The 15,005-nt window shown below is 72.5% G+C and carries 13 protein-coding genes and 1 pseudogene; 4 read left to right on the top strand and 10 right to left on the bottom strand.

What is annotated here, in order from left to right; genetic code table 11:
• The first annotated feature begins 31 nt into the window (after positions 1-31).
• From ACFY3L_RS35775 to ACFY3L_RS35785, 3 genes and pseudogenes are all read left to right on the top strand, one after another.
• Complete coding sequence (locus tag ACFY3L_RS35775) at positions 32-1,756, top strand: PHP domain-containing protein (protein WP_389334501.1); 1,725 nt, start codon at positions 32-34, stop codon at positions 1,754-1,756.
• Positions 1,756-2,133: a hypothetical protein gene (locus tag ACFY3L_RS35780; RefSeq protein WP_389334504.1), complete on the top strand. Its 378-nt coding sequence runs from the start codon at positions 1,756-1,758 to the stop codon at positions 2,131-2,133. Before ACFY3L_RS35775 ends, ACFY3L_RS35780 begins: the two co-directional genes overlap by 1 nt.
• Before the next feature lie 124 nt (positions 2,134-2,257).
• Positions 2,258-2,544: pseudogene (locus tag ACFY3L_RS35785) on the top strand (hypothetical protein); the annotation flags it as partial.
• An 894-nt stretch (positions 2,545-3,438) separates the two neighbouring features.
• Here ACFY3L_RS35785 and ACFY3L_RS35790 read toward each other — a convergent pair.
• Genes ACFY3L_RS35790 through ACFY3L_RS35805 form a run of 4 tightly spaced genes read right to left on the bottom strand, consistent with a single transcriptional unit; the run spans position 3,439 to position 9,302 of the window.
• A complete protein-coding gene (locus ACFY3L_RS35790) occupies positions 3,439-4,233 on the bottom strand; it encodes an isoprenyl transferase (RefSeq protein ID WP_389334507.1) in 795 nt (264 codons plus the stop codon).
• Entirely contained in the window at positions 4,230-5,030 is an 801-nt protein-coding gene (gene recO / locus ACFY3L_RS35795; protein ID WP_389334510.1) for a DNA repair protein RecO, read from the bottom strand. Before recO ends, ACFY3L_RS35790 begins: the two co-directional genes overlap by 4 nt.
• 18 nt (positions 5,031-5,048) lie before the next feature.
• Positions 5,049-5,936 carry a GTPase Era gene (era, locus tag ACFY3L_RS35800; RefSeq protein WP_389334513.1) on the bottom strand — a complete coding sequence of 296 codons (888 nt, stop codon included), beginning with the start codon at positions 5,934-5,936 and terminating at the stop codon, positions 5,049-5,051.
• A gap of 15 nt (positions 5,937-5,951) precedes the next feature.
• Positions 5,952-9,302 carry an FtsK/SpoIIIE domain-containing protein gene (locus ACFY3L_RS35805; protein ID WP_389334516.1) on the bottom strand — a complete coding sequence of 1,117 codons (3,351 nt, stop codon included), beginning with the start codon at positions 9,300-9,302 and terminating at the stop codon, positions 5,952-5,954.
• A 209-nt stretch (positions 9,303-9,511) separates the two neighbouring features.
• On the opposite strand from ACFY3L_RS35805, the gene ACFY3L_RS35810 reads away from it, so the two are divergent.
• Positions 9,512-10,210 (top strand): HAD family hydrolase, encoded by a 699-nt coding sequence (locus ACFY3L_RS35810; protein ID WP_389334519.1) that lies wholly within the window; start codon positions 9,512-9,514, stop codon positions 10,208-10,210.
• On the opposite strand, the gene ACFY3L_RS35815 is transcribed toward ACFY3L_RS35810, so the two are convergent.
• From ACFY3L_RS35815 to ACFY3L_RS35840, 6 genes are read right to left on the bottom strand one after another with little or no spacing between them, the layout of a single operon-like run.
• Positions 10,180-11,094: an aminotransferase class IV gene (locus ACFY3L_RS35815; RefSeq protein ID WP_389334522.1), complete on the bottom strand. Its 915-nt coding sequence runs from the start codon at positions 11,092-11,094 to the stop codon at positions 10,180-10,182. The two genes, ACFY3L_RS35810 and ACFY3L_RS35815, sit on opposite strands and share 31 nt — an antisense overlap.
• A 4-nt stretch (positions 11,095-11,098) precedes the next feature.
• Entirely contained in the window at positions 11,099-11,602 is a 504-nt protein-coding gene (locus tag ACFY3L_RS35820) for a MarR family winged helix-turn-helix transcriptional regulator (RefSeq protein WP_389334525.1), read from the bottom strand.
• An 18-nt stretch (positions 11,603-11,620) separates the two neighbouring features.
• A complete protein-coding gene (locus tag ACFY3L_RS35825) occupies positions 11,621-11,974 on the bottom strand; it encodes a cytidine deaminase (protein WP_389334528.1) in 354 nt (117 codons plus the stop codon).
• Complete coding sequence (locus ACFY3L_RS35830; RefSeq protein ID WP_389334873.1) at positions 11,967-13,295, bottom strand: hemolysin family protein; 1,329 nt, start codon at positions 13,293-13,295, stop codon at positions 11,967-11,969. Before ACFY3L_RS35830 ends, ACFY3L_RS35825 begins: the two co-directional genes overlap by 8 nt.
• Positions 13,283-13,735 carry an rRNA maturation RNase YbeY gene (ybeY, locus tag ACFY3L_RS35835; RefSeq protein ID WP_389334531.1) on the bottom strand — a complete coding sequence of 151 codons (453 nt, stop codon included), beginning with the start codon at positions 13,733-13,735 and terminating at the stop codon, positions 13,283-13,285. Before ybeY ends, ACFY3L_RS35830 begins: the two co-directional genes overlap by 13 nt.
• Before the next feature lie 22 nt (positions 13,736-13,757).
• Complete coding sequence (locus ACFY3L_RS35840; protein ID WP_389334534.1) at positions 13,758-14,822, bottom strand: PhoH family protein; 1,065 nt, start codon at positions 14,820-14,822, stop codon at positions 13,758-13,760.
• Between the last annotated feature and the right edge of the window lie 183 nt (positions 14,823-15,005).

Here is a 15,005-nt window from a genome sequence, read left to right on the forward strand (position 1 = left end):
AGGACCATCGACTCTGAACGGAGCCCCCACCATGGGCCACGGCCACCACCATCACCACGAGGACATGCCGCAGGCTGCCGGCGACGTCCCCGCGGTGCTCGACGCCTCGATCCCCGACAGTGAGCTCTCCCCCGGCGACGTCTCCCGCCGCGGCTTCCTTCGCCGCGCCGGCCTGCTCGGCGCCGCGGCCGCCGCCGGTGGTGCCCTCGCCGGCGCCGGGACCGCGCACGCCCACGGCGACGACGACGACCACGCCGGCTTCGACGGCTACGACCGGCACGGGCACGGCCGTCCGCTCGGCAACGGCTACAAGTGGCTCGCCGGCGACCACCACATCCACACCCAGTTCTCCAGCGACGGCATGTACCGGGTCTCCGACCACGTCCGGCACGCCTCCGCGTACGGGCTGGACTGGATGGTCATCACCGACCATGGCAGCACCGGCCACGTGAAGATCGGCGTCGACAAGGTCAACCCCGACATCCGGGCGGCCCGCGAAGACTACAAGGACGTCCTGGTCTTCCAGGGCCTGGAGTGGAACATCCCGGCCGCCGAGCACGGCACCGTCTTCGTGCACCCCGGCGCCAACGAGGTCGCGGTGCTGAAGGAGTTCGAGAAGACGTTCGACGGCTCCGTCGTCGGTGCCGTCGACCCATCCCTGGTCACCGAGGCCCTCGCCATCGCCGGCGTGAAGTTCCTCGGCGAGCAGGTCACGAAGCGGCGGGTGCAGGACGCGCTGTTCCTGGCCAACCACCCGGCCCGCAACGGCATCGACTCGCCGCACGAGATCCGCGGCTGGCGCGACGCCAACCCGCGCATCGCGATCGGCTTCGAGGGCGCCCCCGGCCACCAGGCCGCCGGCATCGCCAAGCCGTCCGGTGGCGGCTCCGCCCGCGGCTTCTACGGCAACGCGCCCGGCGCCGCCTCGTTCCCCGGCTACCCGCTGGAGAGCTACCGCACCTGGGGCGGCTTCGACTGGATGACCTCCACCGTCGGCGGCCTCTGGGACAGCCTCCTCGCCGAGGGCAAGGCGTGGTGGATCACCGCGAACTCGGACTCCCACGTCGTCTACGAGGAGACCGCGAAGCGCCCCGACAACACCGACTTCAACGCCAACGGCTACCACTTCGACCCGGTGTACGGTCAGCCGGCCAGCCTCACCCCCGGCGACTTCTGGCCCGGCTACTACAGCCGTACCCACGTCGGCGCGCGCAACTTCGGCTACGCCGCCGTCATGGAGGCCCTGCGGGCCGGCCGCGTCTGGGTCGACCACGGCGGCCTGATCAGCGCCCTCGACGTCCAGGTCCGCGCTCTCGGATCCGGCAACGGCGTCACCCTGGGCGACTCGCTGGTGGTGCGCCGCGGCCAGCGCGCCGAGCTCACCATCCGCATCAAGCTGGCGAACACGCCCAACTGGGCGAACTTCGTGCCGACCCTCGCCCGCGTCGACGTGATCCGCGGCGCCGTCACGGGCGCCGTCTCCGACAAGGACACGTTCAAGGCCCCCGACACGAAGGTCGTGAAGTCCTTCGAGGTCAACAAGTCCACGGGCACGGTCTCGTTCACCTACGACCTCGGCCCCGTCGACCAGCCCTTCTACATCCGGCTGCGCGGCACCGACGGCAACCGCACCGCCCCCGGCTACCACGGCCCGGCGGTCGACCCGGCCGGTCCCGCGATCGACGTCGTCGGCGACGCCGACCCCTGGAAGGACCTCTGGTTCTACGCGAACCCGATCTGGGTCCTCCCCCGGTAATGGGATTCCCCGACGTCACGGCGGCCGACCACCACATCCTGGTGGGCGGCCGCCCCGCGTTCACATACTTCGAGGGCGGCGAGGTCCACGTCGGCTCGGGCACTCCGCCGGAGGGCGCCCGCGCCGTCCTGTTCCCCGGCTGGGAGAAGCTCACCGGCGTGCTGGCGGTGTCGTCGGTACTGGCGGACTCGGCCATCGACCGCGTCGTCATCCTCGGCGGCATGACCGCCGTCCCCGAGATGCTGATCGACACCGGCGACTTCGTCCGCCCCGTCTGGCGCGACGGCGTGCTGACCTTGGTCACCCAGTTCGCCCGCGGCGGCGTCCTCGTCCCGTTCGAGTCCGCCTCCCAGCGCCCCTGCTGCCAGGACCACTGACCTGCCGGCCGGCGGGGCGCCCTTGCTGCCCGCCGGCCGGGCGGGGGTCCCAGCCACGTGCCGGCCACGCGCCGGAGACAGCACCGCCGGCGGCGAGCGATCCACGCGCGTGAGCGAGCGATCCGGCGTCATCCCCGGCGTGGGCGGCACGCAGCGCCTGGCTGACGATCGGCCTGGTCGACCGCGGAGGTGTACGCGACGGCCAAGGCCATGGTCGAGCCCTTCGTCCCCGGACCGGCCCTCGCCCTGCGCGCCGTCGACGGCGGCCTGGACATGGACCTCGCCTCCGGCCTGGCCTGGGAAAGCCGACTGTTCGCCATCCGGCACCGTTCCGGTGACCACGGGATCATGAGGTGGAACACCAACGCCCCGCACACGACTCCGCAAACCGGCACGCGAACGCCGTCTTGATCGAAGGACAGCCCTGGCCGCCCGAGCGACCACTGCACGACTTCGATCACAACGACAACGATCAACCCAAGAGAACTGGAACCCCGGCGGCCGGAGCGGTGTGCACTGGTCGTGAAAGCCGACGACGGCGGGTGCGGCGCCGGCAGTCAGCAGGATGTGCACTGGTCCTGGAAACCAACAACGGCGCGGAAACACCGAATGACGCCCTCGACAGCGCTGAACCATGCGAGGACGAAGGCCGGAGAACATCACCGCGACCACGGCAAGGACGGCAACCACGCCACCTGGCGCCCAGCCCTGGGCCGGGCAGAAAGAACCCACCCTCCGTGCTGGCCTGCTACTACGAAATCCCACATGGATCGGCGGACCCCGCACGCGGACAGCAACCACCAGGACCACGCACGGCGAACGCGGCGCTGGCGGTCGGCGTGATGGGCACTGGTTGGAAAAGCCAACGACGGCGTGGAAACACCGAATGACGCCCTCGGCGGCGCTGGACCATGTGAGGGCGGCGGCAGGGGAACCTCACCGCAACCGTGGCACGGATGGCAACCACGCCACCTGGCGCCTGGCCGCCGGGCGAGAGCCCAGCCACTTGCCACGCCCGACCGAGGCCAAGGCCGAGGCGCAGCCGGAGACTGCCCGGCCGGCAGGGTCCAGCACCGCCGCCGGAGACAGCACCGCCGCCGGAGACAGCACCGCCGGCGGTGAGCGATCTACGCGCGGGCGAGCGAGCGATGGCGCCCCGAAGCGATCCGCGGAAACGGCCCGCTGCGAGCGACCCCGGCAGCAAGACGACGCGGACCCCGGTGACGGCCGACTGCTTCCCACACCGTACCTCAGCTCACCTAATTGATCTTCAATCCGGTGATCGGCCGGTGACGTGGAGCAGTTTCAGCTGGTCAGGGTCGGCACGACGGGGTTGGGGATGGCGCCGCCGAAGCGGCGGTCGCGCTTCGCGTAGACCTCGCAGGCGTACCAGAGGTGGCGGCGGTCGAAGTCGGGCCAGAGGGTGTCGACGGAGACGAACTCCGCGTACGCCGCCTGCCAGATCATGAAGTTGCTGGTGCGCATCTCGCCGGAGCTGCGCACCAGCAGGTCGACGTCGGGCAGGTCGGGCTCGTCGAGGTAGCGGGCGAAGGTCTTCTCCGTGATGCGGTCGGGCTTGAGCCGGCCCGCCTGCACGTCCAGCGCGATGCGCGCGGCGGCGTCGGCGACCTCGGCCCGGCCGCCGTAGTTGACGCACATGGTGAAGGTGAGCTTGTCGTTGCGCTTCGTGAGCTCCTCGGCGTACTCGAGCTCGTTGATGACGCTGCGCCACAGCTTGGGGCGGCGGCCCGCCCAGCGGACGCGGATGCCCATCTCGTGGAACTCGTCGCGACGGCGGTGGATGGTGTCGCGGTTGAAGTTCATGAGGAAGCGGACCTCGTCCGGGGACCGCTTCCAGTTCTCGGTCGAGAAGGCGTAGGCGCTCACGTACTTGACGCCGAGCTCGAGCGCGCCCTCGATGACGTCGAAGAGGGCGGCCTCGCCGGCGGTGTGGCCGGCGGTGCGGGGCAGGCCCCGCTGCTTCGCCCAGCGGCCGTTGCCGTCCATGATGATCGCCACGTGCTGCGGCACGGCCTCTTTCGGCAGCGCCGGCGGGCGGGCGCCGCTGGGGTGCTGCGACGGCGGACGAAATCTGCTCACGAACTTTCCTTTCGATCCCGGACGCTGCCACGGGTGGTGTCGTCCCGGTCTACCAGCGGGAGTGAGCGTAGCGCCCGCTCCAGGTGCCACTGCAGATGCGCCGCGACCAGCCCGCTGGCCTCGCGCCGATGGTTGGGCTCGCTGGCGTCGGCGACCAGCCAGTCCGATGATGCGAGCGCCGCCATCAGTTCGATCGTCGCAGGCGCCGGGTGCGACGCGCCGGGCGGGCGGCAGTCGGGGCACACGGCGCCGCCGGCGGGCACGGAGAACCCGCGGTGCGGGCCGGAGGTGCCGCAGACGGCGCACTCGTTCAGCGCGGGGGCCCAGCCGGCCACGCCCATCGCGCGCAGCAGGTAGGCGTCCAGGACCAGGCTGCTGCCGTGCTCGCCGAGGGCCAGGGCCTTCATGGCGCCGAGGGTCAGCTGGTACAGGCGAAGCGCCGGCTCCTGCTCGACCGGGGTGAGCCGTTCGGCGGTCTCGGCGATCGCGGAGGCGACCGTGTAGCGCGGGTAGTCGTCCATGATGCGGCGCCCGTACAGGTCGACGCCCTCCACCTGGCTGATCACGTCGAGGCTGCGGCCCTCGAGGAGCTGCACGTCGACGTGGCCGAAGGGTTCCAGCCGGCCGCCGAACTTCGACATGGTCTTCCGGACGCCCTTGGCGACCGCGCGGATGCGGCCGTGCCGGCGGGTGAAGAGGGTGATGATCCGGTCGGACTCGCCGAGCTTCTGCACCCGCAGGACGAGCGCGTCATCGCGGTACAGCTTCCCTCTGAAGGAAGACCCGGCGCCGGACATGTCAGAACCCCGAAACTCTCAGAAGCCCAGGCGCCGCAGCTGCTTCGGGTCCCGCTGCCAGTCCTTGGCGACCCGCACGTGCAGGTCGAGGTAGACGCGGCCGCCGACGAGGTCCTCGATCTCGCGGCGGGCGCGGGTGCCGACGTCCTTGAGGCGGCTCGCCTGATGGCCGATGACGATCGCCTTCTGGCTGGAGCGCTCCACGTAGATGTCGGCGAAGACCCTGGTCAGGCCGCTCTCCTCGACGAGCACCTCCTCGACCAGGACGGCGATCGAGTGCGGCAGCTCGTCGCGGACGCCTTCGAGGGCGGCCTCACGGATGAGCTCGGCCATGAGGACGTGCTCGGGCTCGTCGGTGAGCATGCCGTCCGGGTACAGCTGTGGCGACTCCGGCAGGTGTTTGATCATGACGTCGACGAGGGTCTGGACCTGCGCGCCGGAGACGGCGCTGACGGGCACGATGTCGGCGAAGTCGCCGAGCTCCTGGACGGCGAGGAGCCGCTCGGCGAGCTTGCCGCGGTCGACGAGGTCGGTCTTGGTGACGACCGCCACGAGGGTGGCCTTCAGCTCGGCGATCTCGCCGGTGATGAAGCGGTCACCGCGGCCGATCTCCTCGTCGGCGGGCAGGCAGAGGCCGATCACGTCGACCTCGCTCCAGGTGGCCCGGACGAGGTCGTTGAGCCGCTCCCCCAGCAGGGTCCGCGGGCGGTGCAGCCCGGGGGTGTCCACGAGCACGAGCTGCGAGTCCGGCCGGTGTACGACACCGCGGACGGTGTGCCTCGTGGTCTGCGGCTTCGCCGACGTGATCGCGATCTTCTGGCCGACGATCGCGTTGGTGAGCGTCGACTTGCCCGCGTTGGGCCGGCCGACGAAGCACGCGAAGCCTGCGTGGTAGTTGTGCTGCACGGTGGTTCAGCGTACTCAGACCTCGAGCTGCAACTGGCGGGGGCGTTGTGCAGGTGTTGTGACGGTGCGTGCGTCGGGTGGCGTGGCGAGGGCCGTCTGCAGCTCGATCGTGCCCTCGACGAGGCCCCGGCCGGCGGATCGGAGCACGATCCGGCCCGGCATGAGCCGTGACAGGGCCGTCGGCACGGCGCTGCGCTGCTCGGTCGCCAGGACCAGGTGCACGCCGACCGCCTTGCCGTCGCCGGCGAGCCGGATGAGGGCGTCGTTGAGCCGCACGTCGTGGCCGTCGACGAGGACGAGGACCCGGGCACCGGCGTGCTCGGCGAGCGCGGCACGCTCCATGACCAGCTTCTCGATCGTGGCGAGCAGCGCCTCGGCCTGATCCACGGCGGTGCCGTCGACGCGGTACACGCGCAGCCGGGTGCCGTCGAACCGCGACGAGAACGAGGCGGCGATCGTGTCGAGCAGGCTGCTCTTGCCGCCGCCGGTGGGCCCGAAGACGAGCAGGTGGCCGAGCTCGTCGAGGTCGAGCTGCCAGACCTGGCGGGCCTGCGAGTTGGGCAGGTCGACCATGCCGATCGCGGCGGCGAAGCCAGATGAGTGGGCCGTCGTCTCCGGCTGGGTCAGCTCGTCCAGGGTGTACGACTGGGCGAGCGGCGGCTGCCACGGCCTCGGCTGGTCGGGGACGCGGGCCTCGCGGTGCGCGGCGCTGATCGCCTCCACGAGCCGCTGCAGGTCCGTCGGCGCGGAGTCGTCGCCACCGATCGGCGCGACAGCGCCACCACCCCTCGCCTCGCGGTCGATGAGCCCGGACTCGAAGCGGACCTCGGTGACCGTCGTGGGGATGGCGCGGCGGCCGGCCGGGGACCGGAACCCGCCGTAGGCGACCTGGACGGCCTGGAAGCCGCCCTCGGCGGTCCGCACGAACGCCCGCCCGGCGAGCAGCGGCGACAGGTGTGCCGCGTCGGGGCGTTCGAGCACCTCGAGGCTGTCGGCCTCCTCCTCGACGCGCAGCGCGATGCGCAGGTCGGCCTCGGCGCGCAGGTCGTCGTCGACGGCGCCGTGCGGTTTCGCGGTCGCCAGCAGCAGGTGGACGCCGGCGTGCCGGCCGCGGCGGGCGAGCTCCCGCAGGCCGGACACGAAGTCGGCGGGGGCGTCGACGAACTCGGCGACGACGACGAGCAGGTTCGCCGGGGCCGCGGCCGGGAACTTGCGCTCCATCTCGACGATGTCCTTGACCGAGTGCCGGCGCAGGACGGCCTCGCGGCGGCGCAGCTCGGCGTTGAGCGACACGAGGACCCGGCGGGCCTGGTGCGGGTCGGTGTCGGTGAAGACGCCGACAGTGTGCGGCAGCGAGACACACTCCGCGAACGTGCCGACCGCGGCGGAGCCGGCGGCCGGATCCGACGCGGCGGCAGGAGCGGCGCCGGAGGTGGGGGCGGGCGGAAAGTCCATGAGGACGAACGTGAGGCGGTTCGCCGGGTAGGTGGCGGCCAGCGCGGCCAGGTACGACCGCAGCAGCCACGAGCGGCCGGAGCCGCCCACGCCCGCGACGAGCCCGTGCGGCCCGTCCCGGCGCAGGTCCACGCTGACCGGCCCGACCCCGCCGGGCGCCATGCCGCCGAGCCCGATCGGCGCGGCCAGGCCACGGTCGCGGGTCGACGGCACCCAGCGCTTCACGATCGCGCTCGGGCTCAGCTCGGTCAGGTGCAGCACCTCCGCCAGGGGCGCGACCCGCGGCGCGGCGCTGCCGGCGGCGTCGGGTGTGGCGGCGAGCGCGTGTGCGACCCGTGTCGCGACGTCCGCCGGCAGCGGCTCACCGTCCTGCACGCAGACGCCCGGGGGCAGCTCGTCACGGGTCCGGGCGCCGACCAGCAGGCTGATCCCGCAGCGCGGGCCTTCCTCGACGAGGCGGGTCAGGGACGCCGGCGGTACCAGCGACGGATCCGGCAACACGAAGACGACGTGCGGCACGAACGACTCGGCGATCGCGTGCCGGCCCCGGCGCCGCTGGCGCAGCAGCGCCTCGACGAGCGCCAGGACCTGCAGCCGGTCCTCCTCACCCGCGGCGATCGTGCGGGCGCCGGGGGCGATCGCCGCGGTCAGCGTCCGGGTGTGCGGCAGCCAGCCGGTCCAGACCCACTCCGGCGCGTCGCTGAGCACGACGACGGCCAGGTCGGTGGGGTTGGCGAGGGTCGCCAGCTGGGTCAGCCAGGAGCGCAGCACCCCGTCGGTGACGTCGGTGGGTCCGGCGACGCCGAGCGCGCCGAGGACCCGCAGGTCGGCCTCGACGGGCACGTCCCGGTCGACGGCGTGCCGGGCCCGCAGGGCGTCGGTCCGCTCGACGTGGGCCGGGTCGGCGCCGGGGCCGGGCGGCGGCTGCTCGAAGCTGAGCCGGCCCGGGAGGTCGGCGGTCCGCAGCCGCAGGGTGAGGAAGTCCCGGTCGTCGGGGCGGCGCGCCCAGAGACCGGTCCGGGCCGCTGCCGAGCTCGTGGGGGCGGCGTCCGGGTTGTCGATAGCGGCGGCGTACCGGTCGGCGGCGCGGGCGAGGTGCGCCAGGCTCGGCATCGCGGCGCGCCGCATCCGCAGCACCGCCCGGTGCTTGATGGCGGCGTCGGCCTCGGCGCGTTCGACGGCGGCGGCGAACTCGGCGACCGGGTCGAGAGTCGAGCGCCGGAACGCCAGGCGCCGCTTCTTCGGCGGCTGCGGCACCGCCGGCAGCCACACGGCCGGCGGCGGTCCCACGGCCACGTCGAGGGCGGGGGTCTCCTCGACGGTGAGGAGGGTGCCGGCGAGGCGCAGCAGCTGCCCCGGGGCGAGGGTGACGGTGCCGGTCAGCGGCTCGCCGTCGATGGTGGTGCCGGCCGGCGAGCGCAGGTCGGTCGCGGCGACCTCGTGGCTGCCGATGCCCAGGTGCAGGTGGCGGCGGCCGGCGGACGGGTCGGCGAGGACCAGGTCACCGGAGGGGTCGGTGCCGATGACGAACTCCCCGGCCGGCAGCGGCAGCCACCGGCCGGCGTCGGGCCCGGCGACGACGAGCAGCTCGAAGCGGTGCTCGGGCGGTGCGACCGGCGCCTCGGGCGCCTGCTCGGGCGGGCCGAGCACGATCGTGTCGCCGCACCGCAGCCCCTGCGCGCCGAGCGGGCGGGCCGGGTCGAGGCGGCGGCCGGTGCGCAGGTTCCACGCCCAGGTGGCCTGCTGCGGCCGGTCCGCGGGGTCGAGGTCGCTCAGGAGCGCGGCGATGAGGTCGGGGACGGTGCCGCCGTGGTCGGCCCGGAGGCGGACCGTGCGGTCCCGCGCCTCCGGGAATGGCGATGCCGTCGTGCCATCTCGTCGCGCCACTCGCACGTCGATCAGCAGGTCCATGGACCGGCCCCTTCCTTCCCGCGCAGTGCGTCCGTCGGCTACCTGTGGGCGTTGTCCAGTAGGCCTGGTGGCGGGGCGGGCGCACTGCAGGGCTCCGCCTCCGACAGTAAGCGCCGGAAGGCCGAGTGGATCGCATCGACGCGCACCAGGATTCCGCCACATACAGCAGTAAAACTGGCGGAAAGCCGCGTCGGTTACCCTCGTCAGCCATGACGGTACGAGTGGCGATGTGGTCCGGCCCCCGCAACATCTCCACCGCGATGATGCGCAGCTTCGGCGCGAGAGCGGACACGGTGGTGGTCGACGAGCCGCTCTACGCGCACTACCTGGCCGCGACCGGCATCGAGCACCCCGGTCGCGAGGAGATCCTGGCGTCCCAGCCGAATGACTGGCAGGAGGCTGTTTCGGCGTTGGTCGCGGAGGTACCGGCGGCGGTGCACTACCAGAAGCACATGACCCACCACCTGCTGCCGGGCATCGGCCGGGACTGGCTGGGCGCGGTCCGCAACGCGTTCCTCATCCGGGACCCCGCGCACGTGGTCGCCTCCTACGCGAAGGTCCGTGGCGAGCCGGCCCTCGCCGACCTCGGCTACGAGCAGCAGGTGGAGATCTTCCGCGCGTACGGCGGCCCGGTCGTCGACGCCGCGGACGTGCTGCGCGACCCGGCGGGCACGCTGTCGCGGCTCTGCGCGGCGCTCGGCGTCCCGTGGGACCCGGCGATGCTGGCGTGGCCGGCCGGGCGGCGCGACACCGACGGCGTGTGGGCGCCGTACTGGTACTCGGCGGTCGAGTCCTCGACGGGCTTCGCCGCCTACGACCCGCGCCCCGCCGTCGTCCCGGAGCGCCTGCGGTGGCTCGTCGAGGCGGCCGCGCCGCTCTACGCGGAGCTGTCCGCCCACAGCCTCTGAGCGTGCTCCCTGGCGTGTCTGCGGTACGTGCCGGCGAGGCGCTGCGTGACCGGGCCGACGGTGCCGTCACCGATCGGGCGGCCGTCGATCCGCACGACGCCGGCGATCTCGCCCATCGTGCCGGTGCAGAAGACCTCGTCGGCGGTGTACATCTCGACCTGCGACACGTCCCGGACGTCCACGCTCAGCCCCTCACCGGGCGCGAGCCGGATGACGGTGTCGCGGGTGATGCCCTCCGGGCACGCCACCGCCCGCGGCGTCACGAGACCGCCGCTGACCACCGCGAACAGGTGGGTGGCGTTGGTCTCCGCGACGAACCCGCGGCCGTCGAGCATCATCGCGTCGTCGGCGCCGGCGAGGTTCGCCTCCATCTTCGCCAGGATCGAGTTGATCAGGTTGTTGTGGTGGATCTTCGGGTCGAGGACGTCCGGGCCGGGCCGCCGCACGCTGGCGGTCACCAGGGAGAGGCCGCTCGTGTCGTACACCGGCGGCTTGTGCTCGGCGAGCACGATCAGCGTGCAGCCGGCCCGGTTGAGCCGCGGGTCCATGCCGCTGGTGACCTTGACGCCCCTGGTCAGGGTGAGCCGCACGTGGACGCCGTCGCGCATGGCGTTGGCGTCCAGCGTCGCCCGCACCGCGGCCACGATCTCCTCGTCGGCGGGGATCCGCTCGAAGCCGAGCGCCAAGGCCGAGCGCCGCAGCCGCGCCAGGTGCTCGCCGAGGCCGTAGACGCCGCCGTCGTAGACCCGCAACCCCTCCCAGACGGCGTCGCCGCCCTGCACCACCGAGTCGAACGGTGAGATCCCCGGCTCGTCGCGGTGCCGCAGCACGCCGTCGACCCAGTAGCGGATGTCGGCGTTGCGGGGGTCGTACCGTTGCAGCACGCTCTCAGACTCCTTCGTGCAGGGCTTCGTCGCCCAGCTCCACCAGCAGCTCCCTCAGCCGGCCCGCCGCGTCGAGCAGCAGGTCGTCCGGCGCGGGAGCGAACAGCCGCGCCTGCGCCTTCGTCACGGCCCGCACGACGCGCTCGGCGACGGTGACCCCCTTCGGCGTCAGCCTGACCCATGCGACGCGGGCGTCGGCGGCCCGTTCGATCACGCCGTCCTGCTGCAGCCTGCGCAGCACGTTGCTGATCCCGCCGGAGGTGAGCAGCAGGCTGCCGGCCAGGTCGGAGGGTTTCAGCGCGTACGGCGCATCCACCCGCCGCAGCGCGGACAGCACGTCGAACTCGGCCGGTGTCAGCCCGGCCGCCGCCGTCTCGGCGCGGACGACCTCCTGCAGCCGGCCGGCGAGCCGGTGGATCCGCTTGCCGAGCTCCATCGCGGGCCCGACCGTGTCGGGCAGCTGCACCCGCCACTCGTCGACGACCTCGTCGACCCGGTCTCTGCGCACCACCAGGGTCCCCCGGCGTCAGTCCGCGATGGTGGCGAAGACGACTGCGTCGGGGGCGGCCAGGTGGATGGGGGCGGACGGCGACACGTCGCGGACGGCGGCGCGGCCCAGGGTGTCCAGCGACGACGCCTCGGTGACGACGGCGGCGGCCTCCAGCTTGCCCGCGCCGGACGCGACCGCCATCGCCACCGCCAGCTGCAGCGCGGTGACCGACAGGGACGGCAGGGCGACGGAGGCGGCGTTGTACGTGCGGCCGTCGCCGTCGCGGACGGCGGCGCCCTCCGCGGCGCCGATCCGGGCGCGGGCGGCCCGGGCCAGGGTCACCAGCTTCGCGTCCTCCGCGGAGAGCTGCGAGGGCTCTGACTCAGGCATCGGCGTGCTGCCTTTCGCTGTCGTGGCTGGCCTGCTCCTCGTCGTCGGGGTCGGCCCGGCGGACGAGCAGGGTGTCGATGCGGTTGCGGCGGCCGGCGGTGCCCTCGGCGAGCAGGTGCAGGCCGCCGACGACGGCGGTGGCGCCGGGGATCGGGACGCGGCCGAGGGCCTGCGCGAGGAGGCCGGCGACGGTCTCGACCTCGTCGGCGGGCAGCTCCACGTCGAACAGCTCGCCGAGGTCCTCGACCGGCAGGCGGCTGGTGATCCGGTACGCGCCGTCGGGGAGCTCCTCGATCGGGGGGCGCTCGGCGACGTCGTACTCGTCGGTGATCTCGCCGACGATCTCCTCGAGGATGTCCTCGATCGTGACGAGGCCGGCGGTGCCGCCGTACTCGTCGATGATGATCGCCATGTGGGTGCGGGCGGCCTGCATCTCGCGGAGCAGGTCGTCGACGGGCTTCGACTCGGGGACGAACGTGGCGTCGCGCATGATCTGGGCGACGGGGATGTCGCCGGCGGCCGCGTCGCCGGAGGTGCGGCGGACAAGGTCCTTGAGGTAGGCGACGCCGAGGATGTCGTCGACGTTCTCCCCGACGACGGGGATGCGGGAGAACCCGCTGCGCATCGCGAGCATGAGCGCCTGGCGGACGGTCTTGTGCGTCTCGATCCAGACCATCTCGGTGCGCGGGACCATGACCTCGCGGGCGATCGTCGTGCCCAGGGCGAAGACCGAGTGGATCATGTCGCGCTCGCCGTGCTCGACGACGCCGCGCTGCTCGGCGAGGTCGACGAGCTCGCGGAGCTCGATGGTGGTGGCGAAGGGCCCTTCGCGGTAGCCCTTGCCGGGGGTCACCGCGTTGCCGATGAGGATCAGCAGCCGGGCCAGGGGGCCCAGGGCGGTGCCGAGCCACCGGACCGGCGGCGCGGCGATCCGGGCGACCGCGTAGGCGTGCTGGCGGCCGATCGTGCGCGGGCCGACGCCGACGACGACGAAGCTCACCACCGTCATCGAGCCGGCGGTGATGAGCGCGGCGAGCCAGTCGCGGTCGCCGCCGACGGCCGCGGCGCTGACGAGGGCGACGAGCGTGGTCGCGGTCAGCTCGCACAGCAGCCGCAGCAGCAGGAGCAGGTTGATGTAGCGGGCCGGGTCGGCCGCGATGACCTGCAGGGCGTTGGCGCCGGGCTTGCCCTCCCGGACCAGCTCGTGGGCACGGGCCGGCGACACCACGTTGAGCGCGGCGTCGGACATCGCGAACAACCCTGCCACCACCACCAGCCCCGCAGCGGTCGTCAGCAAGGTCACGTCACTCACTTGCGCCAGCTCTCCAGGAGCCGCGCCTGCAGGCCGAACATCTCGGCCTCCTCCTCGGGCTCGGCATGGTCATAGCCCAGCAGGTGCAGGGTGCCGTGGACGGTGAGCAGCGCCAGCTCGTCGATGGTGGCGTGCCCGGCGGCGGCGGCCTGCTTCGCCGCCACCTCCGGGCACAGCACGATGTCGCCGAGCAGGGCCGGCTCGCCGCCGCCCTCGCTGGGGCCGTGGTCGACGCTGCCCTCGTCCATCGGGAAGGCCAGCACGTCGGTCGGGCCGTCGCCGTCCATCCAGCGGTGGTTGAGCTCCGTCATGTACTCGACGTCGACGAGCAGGATCGACAGCTCGGCGAGCGGGTTGACCCCCATCTCGTCGAGCGCGTGCCGCGCCACCGCGAGAATGGTGTCGGAGTTGACGTCGACGCCGGACTCGTTGGCGATCTCGATGGACAACAACTGCTCCTGTTAGCCGGGGTTACCTGCGGCGCCCGCGGTCGGGCACAGCACGCACCGGCGGCTTCTGGGCCTCCTGTGCCTCCTGCGCCTCGTCCCACTTGGCGTAGGCGTCGACAATCTCACTGACCAGCCGGTGGCGCACGACATCGGCGCTGCCGAGCTGGGCGAAGTGCACGTCTTCGACGGCACCGAGGATCTCACGGACCACCCTGAGGCCGCTGCGGGTGCCCCCGGGTAGGTCGATCTGCGTCACGTCGCCCGTGACCACGATGCGCGAGCCGAAGCCGAGCCGGGTCAGGAACATCTTCATCTGCTCGGGCGTCGTGTTCTGGGCCTCGTCGAGAATGATGAAGGCGTCGTTCAGCGTGCGGCCGCGCATGTAGGCCAGCGGCGCGACCTCGATCGTCCCGGCGGCCATCAGCTTCGGGATGGACTCCGGGTCGAGCATGTCGTGCAGCGCGTCATACAGCGGGCGCAGGTAGGGGTCGATCTTGTCGTAGAGCGTGCCGGGCAGGAAGCCCAGCCGCTCGCCGGCCTCGACCGCCGGCCGGGTCAGGATGATCCGGTTGACCTGCTTGGCCTGCAGCGCCTGGACCGCCTTCGCCATGGCGAGGTAGGTCTTGCCGGTGCCGGCCGGCCCGATGCCGAACACGATCGTGTGCTGGTCGATCGAGTCGACATACCGCTTCTGCCCGAGCGTCTTCGGCCGGATGGTGCGGCCGCGCCGGGAGAGGATGTTGAGGGTCAGCACGTCGGCGGGGCGCTCCGAGGTGTTCTGCTGGAGCATCCCGACGGTGCGCCGGACGGTGTCCTGGGTCAGGGTCTCCCCCTTGCGCACCAGCTCGATGAGCTCGCTGAAGATGCGCTCGGCCAGGGCGTTGTCCGCGGCCGTGCCGGTGATGGTGATCTCGTTGCCCCGCACGTGCACGTCGCTGCTGACGGCCCGCTCGACGAGCTTGAGGATCTCGTCTCCGGCGCCGAGCAACCTGACCATCGTGTGCGGGTCGGGGACCGTGATCTTGCTGATGGCCCGCACGGGCGGCTCCGACGACACAGCCGGTGCGGGGGTTGGGGTCTCGGTCATACGTCGGCCGCGTAGGGCCTCAAGCACCTGCTTCCGGGGCTCGCTCCTGCTGGGGTTGTCCAGGCTCTTCATGGTATCGGCTGACCGCCCCTGAAGCCGTTCCCATTTCTTGCCGATGCCCGGTTCATGCCTTATAGCAGTTATATCCGGTTGGTTGTCGCCCGATCATGTCCTTCGCGCCGA

This window comes from Dactylosporangium sp. NPDC000521 (assembly GCF_042898305.1).
Classification (GTDB): Bacteria; Actinomycetota; Actinomycetes; order Mycobacteriales; family Micromonosporaceae; genus Dactylosporangium.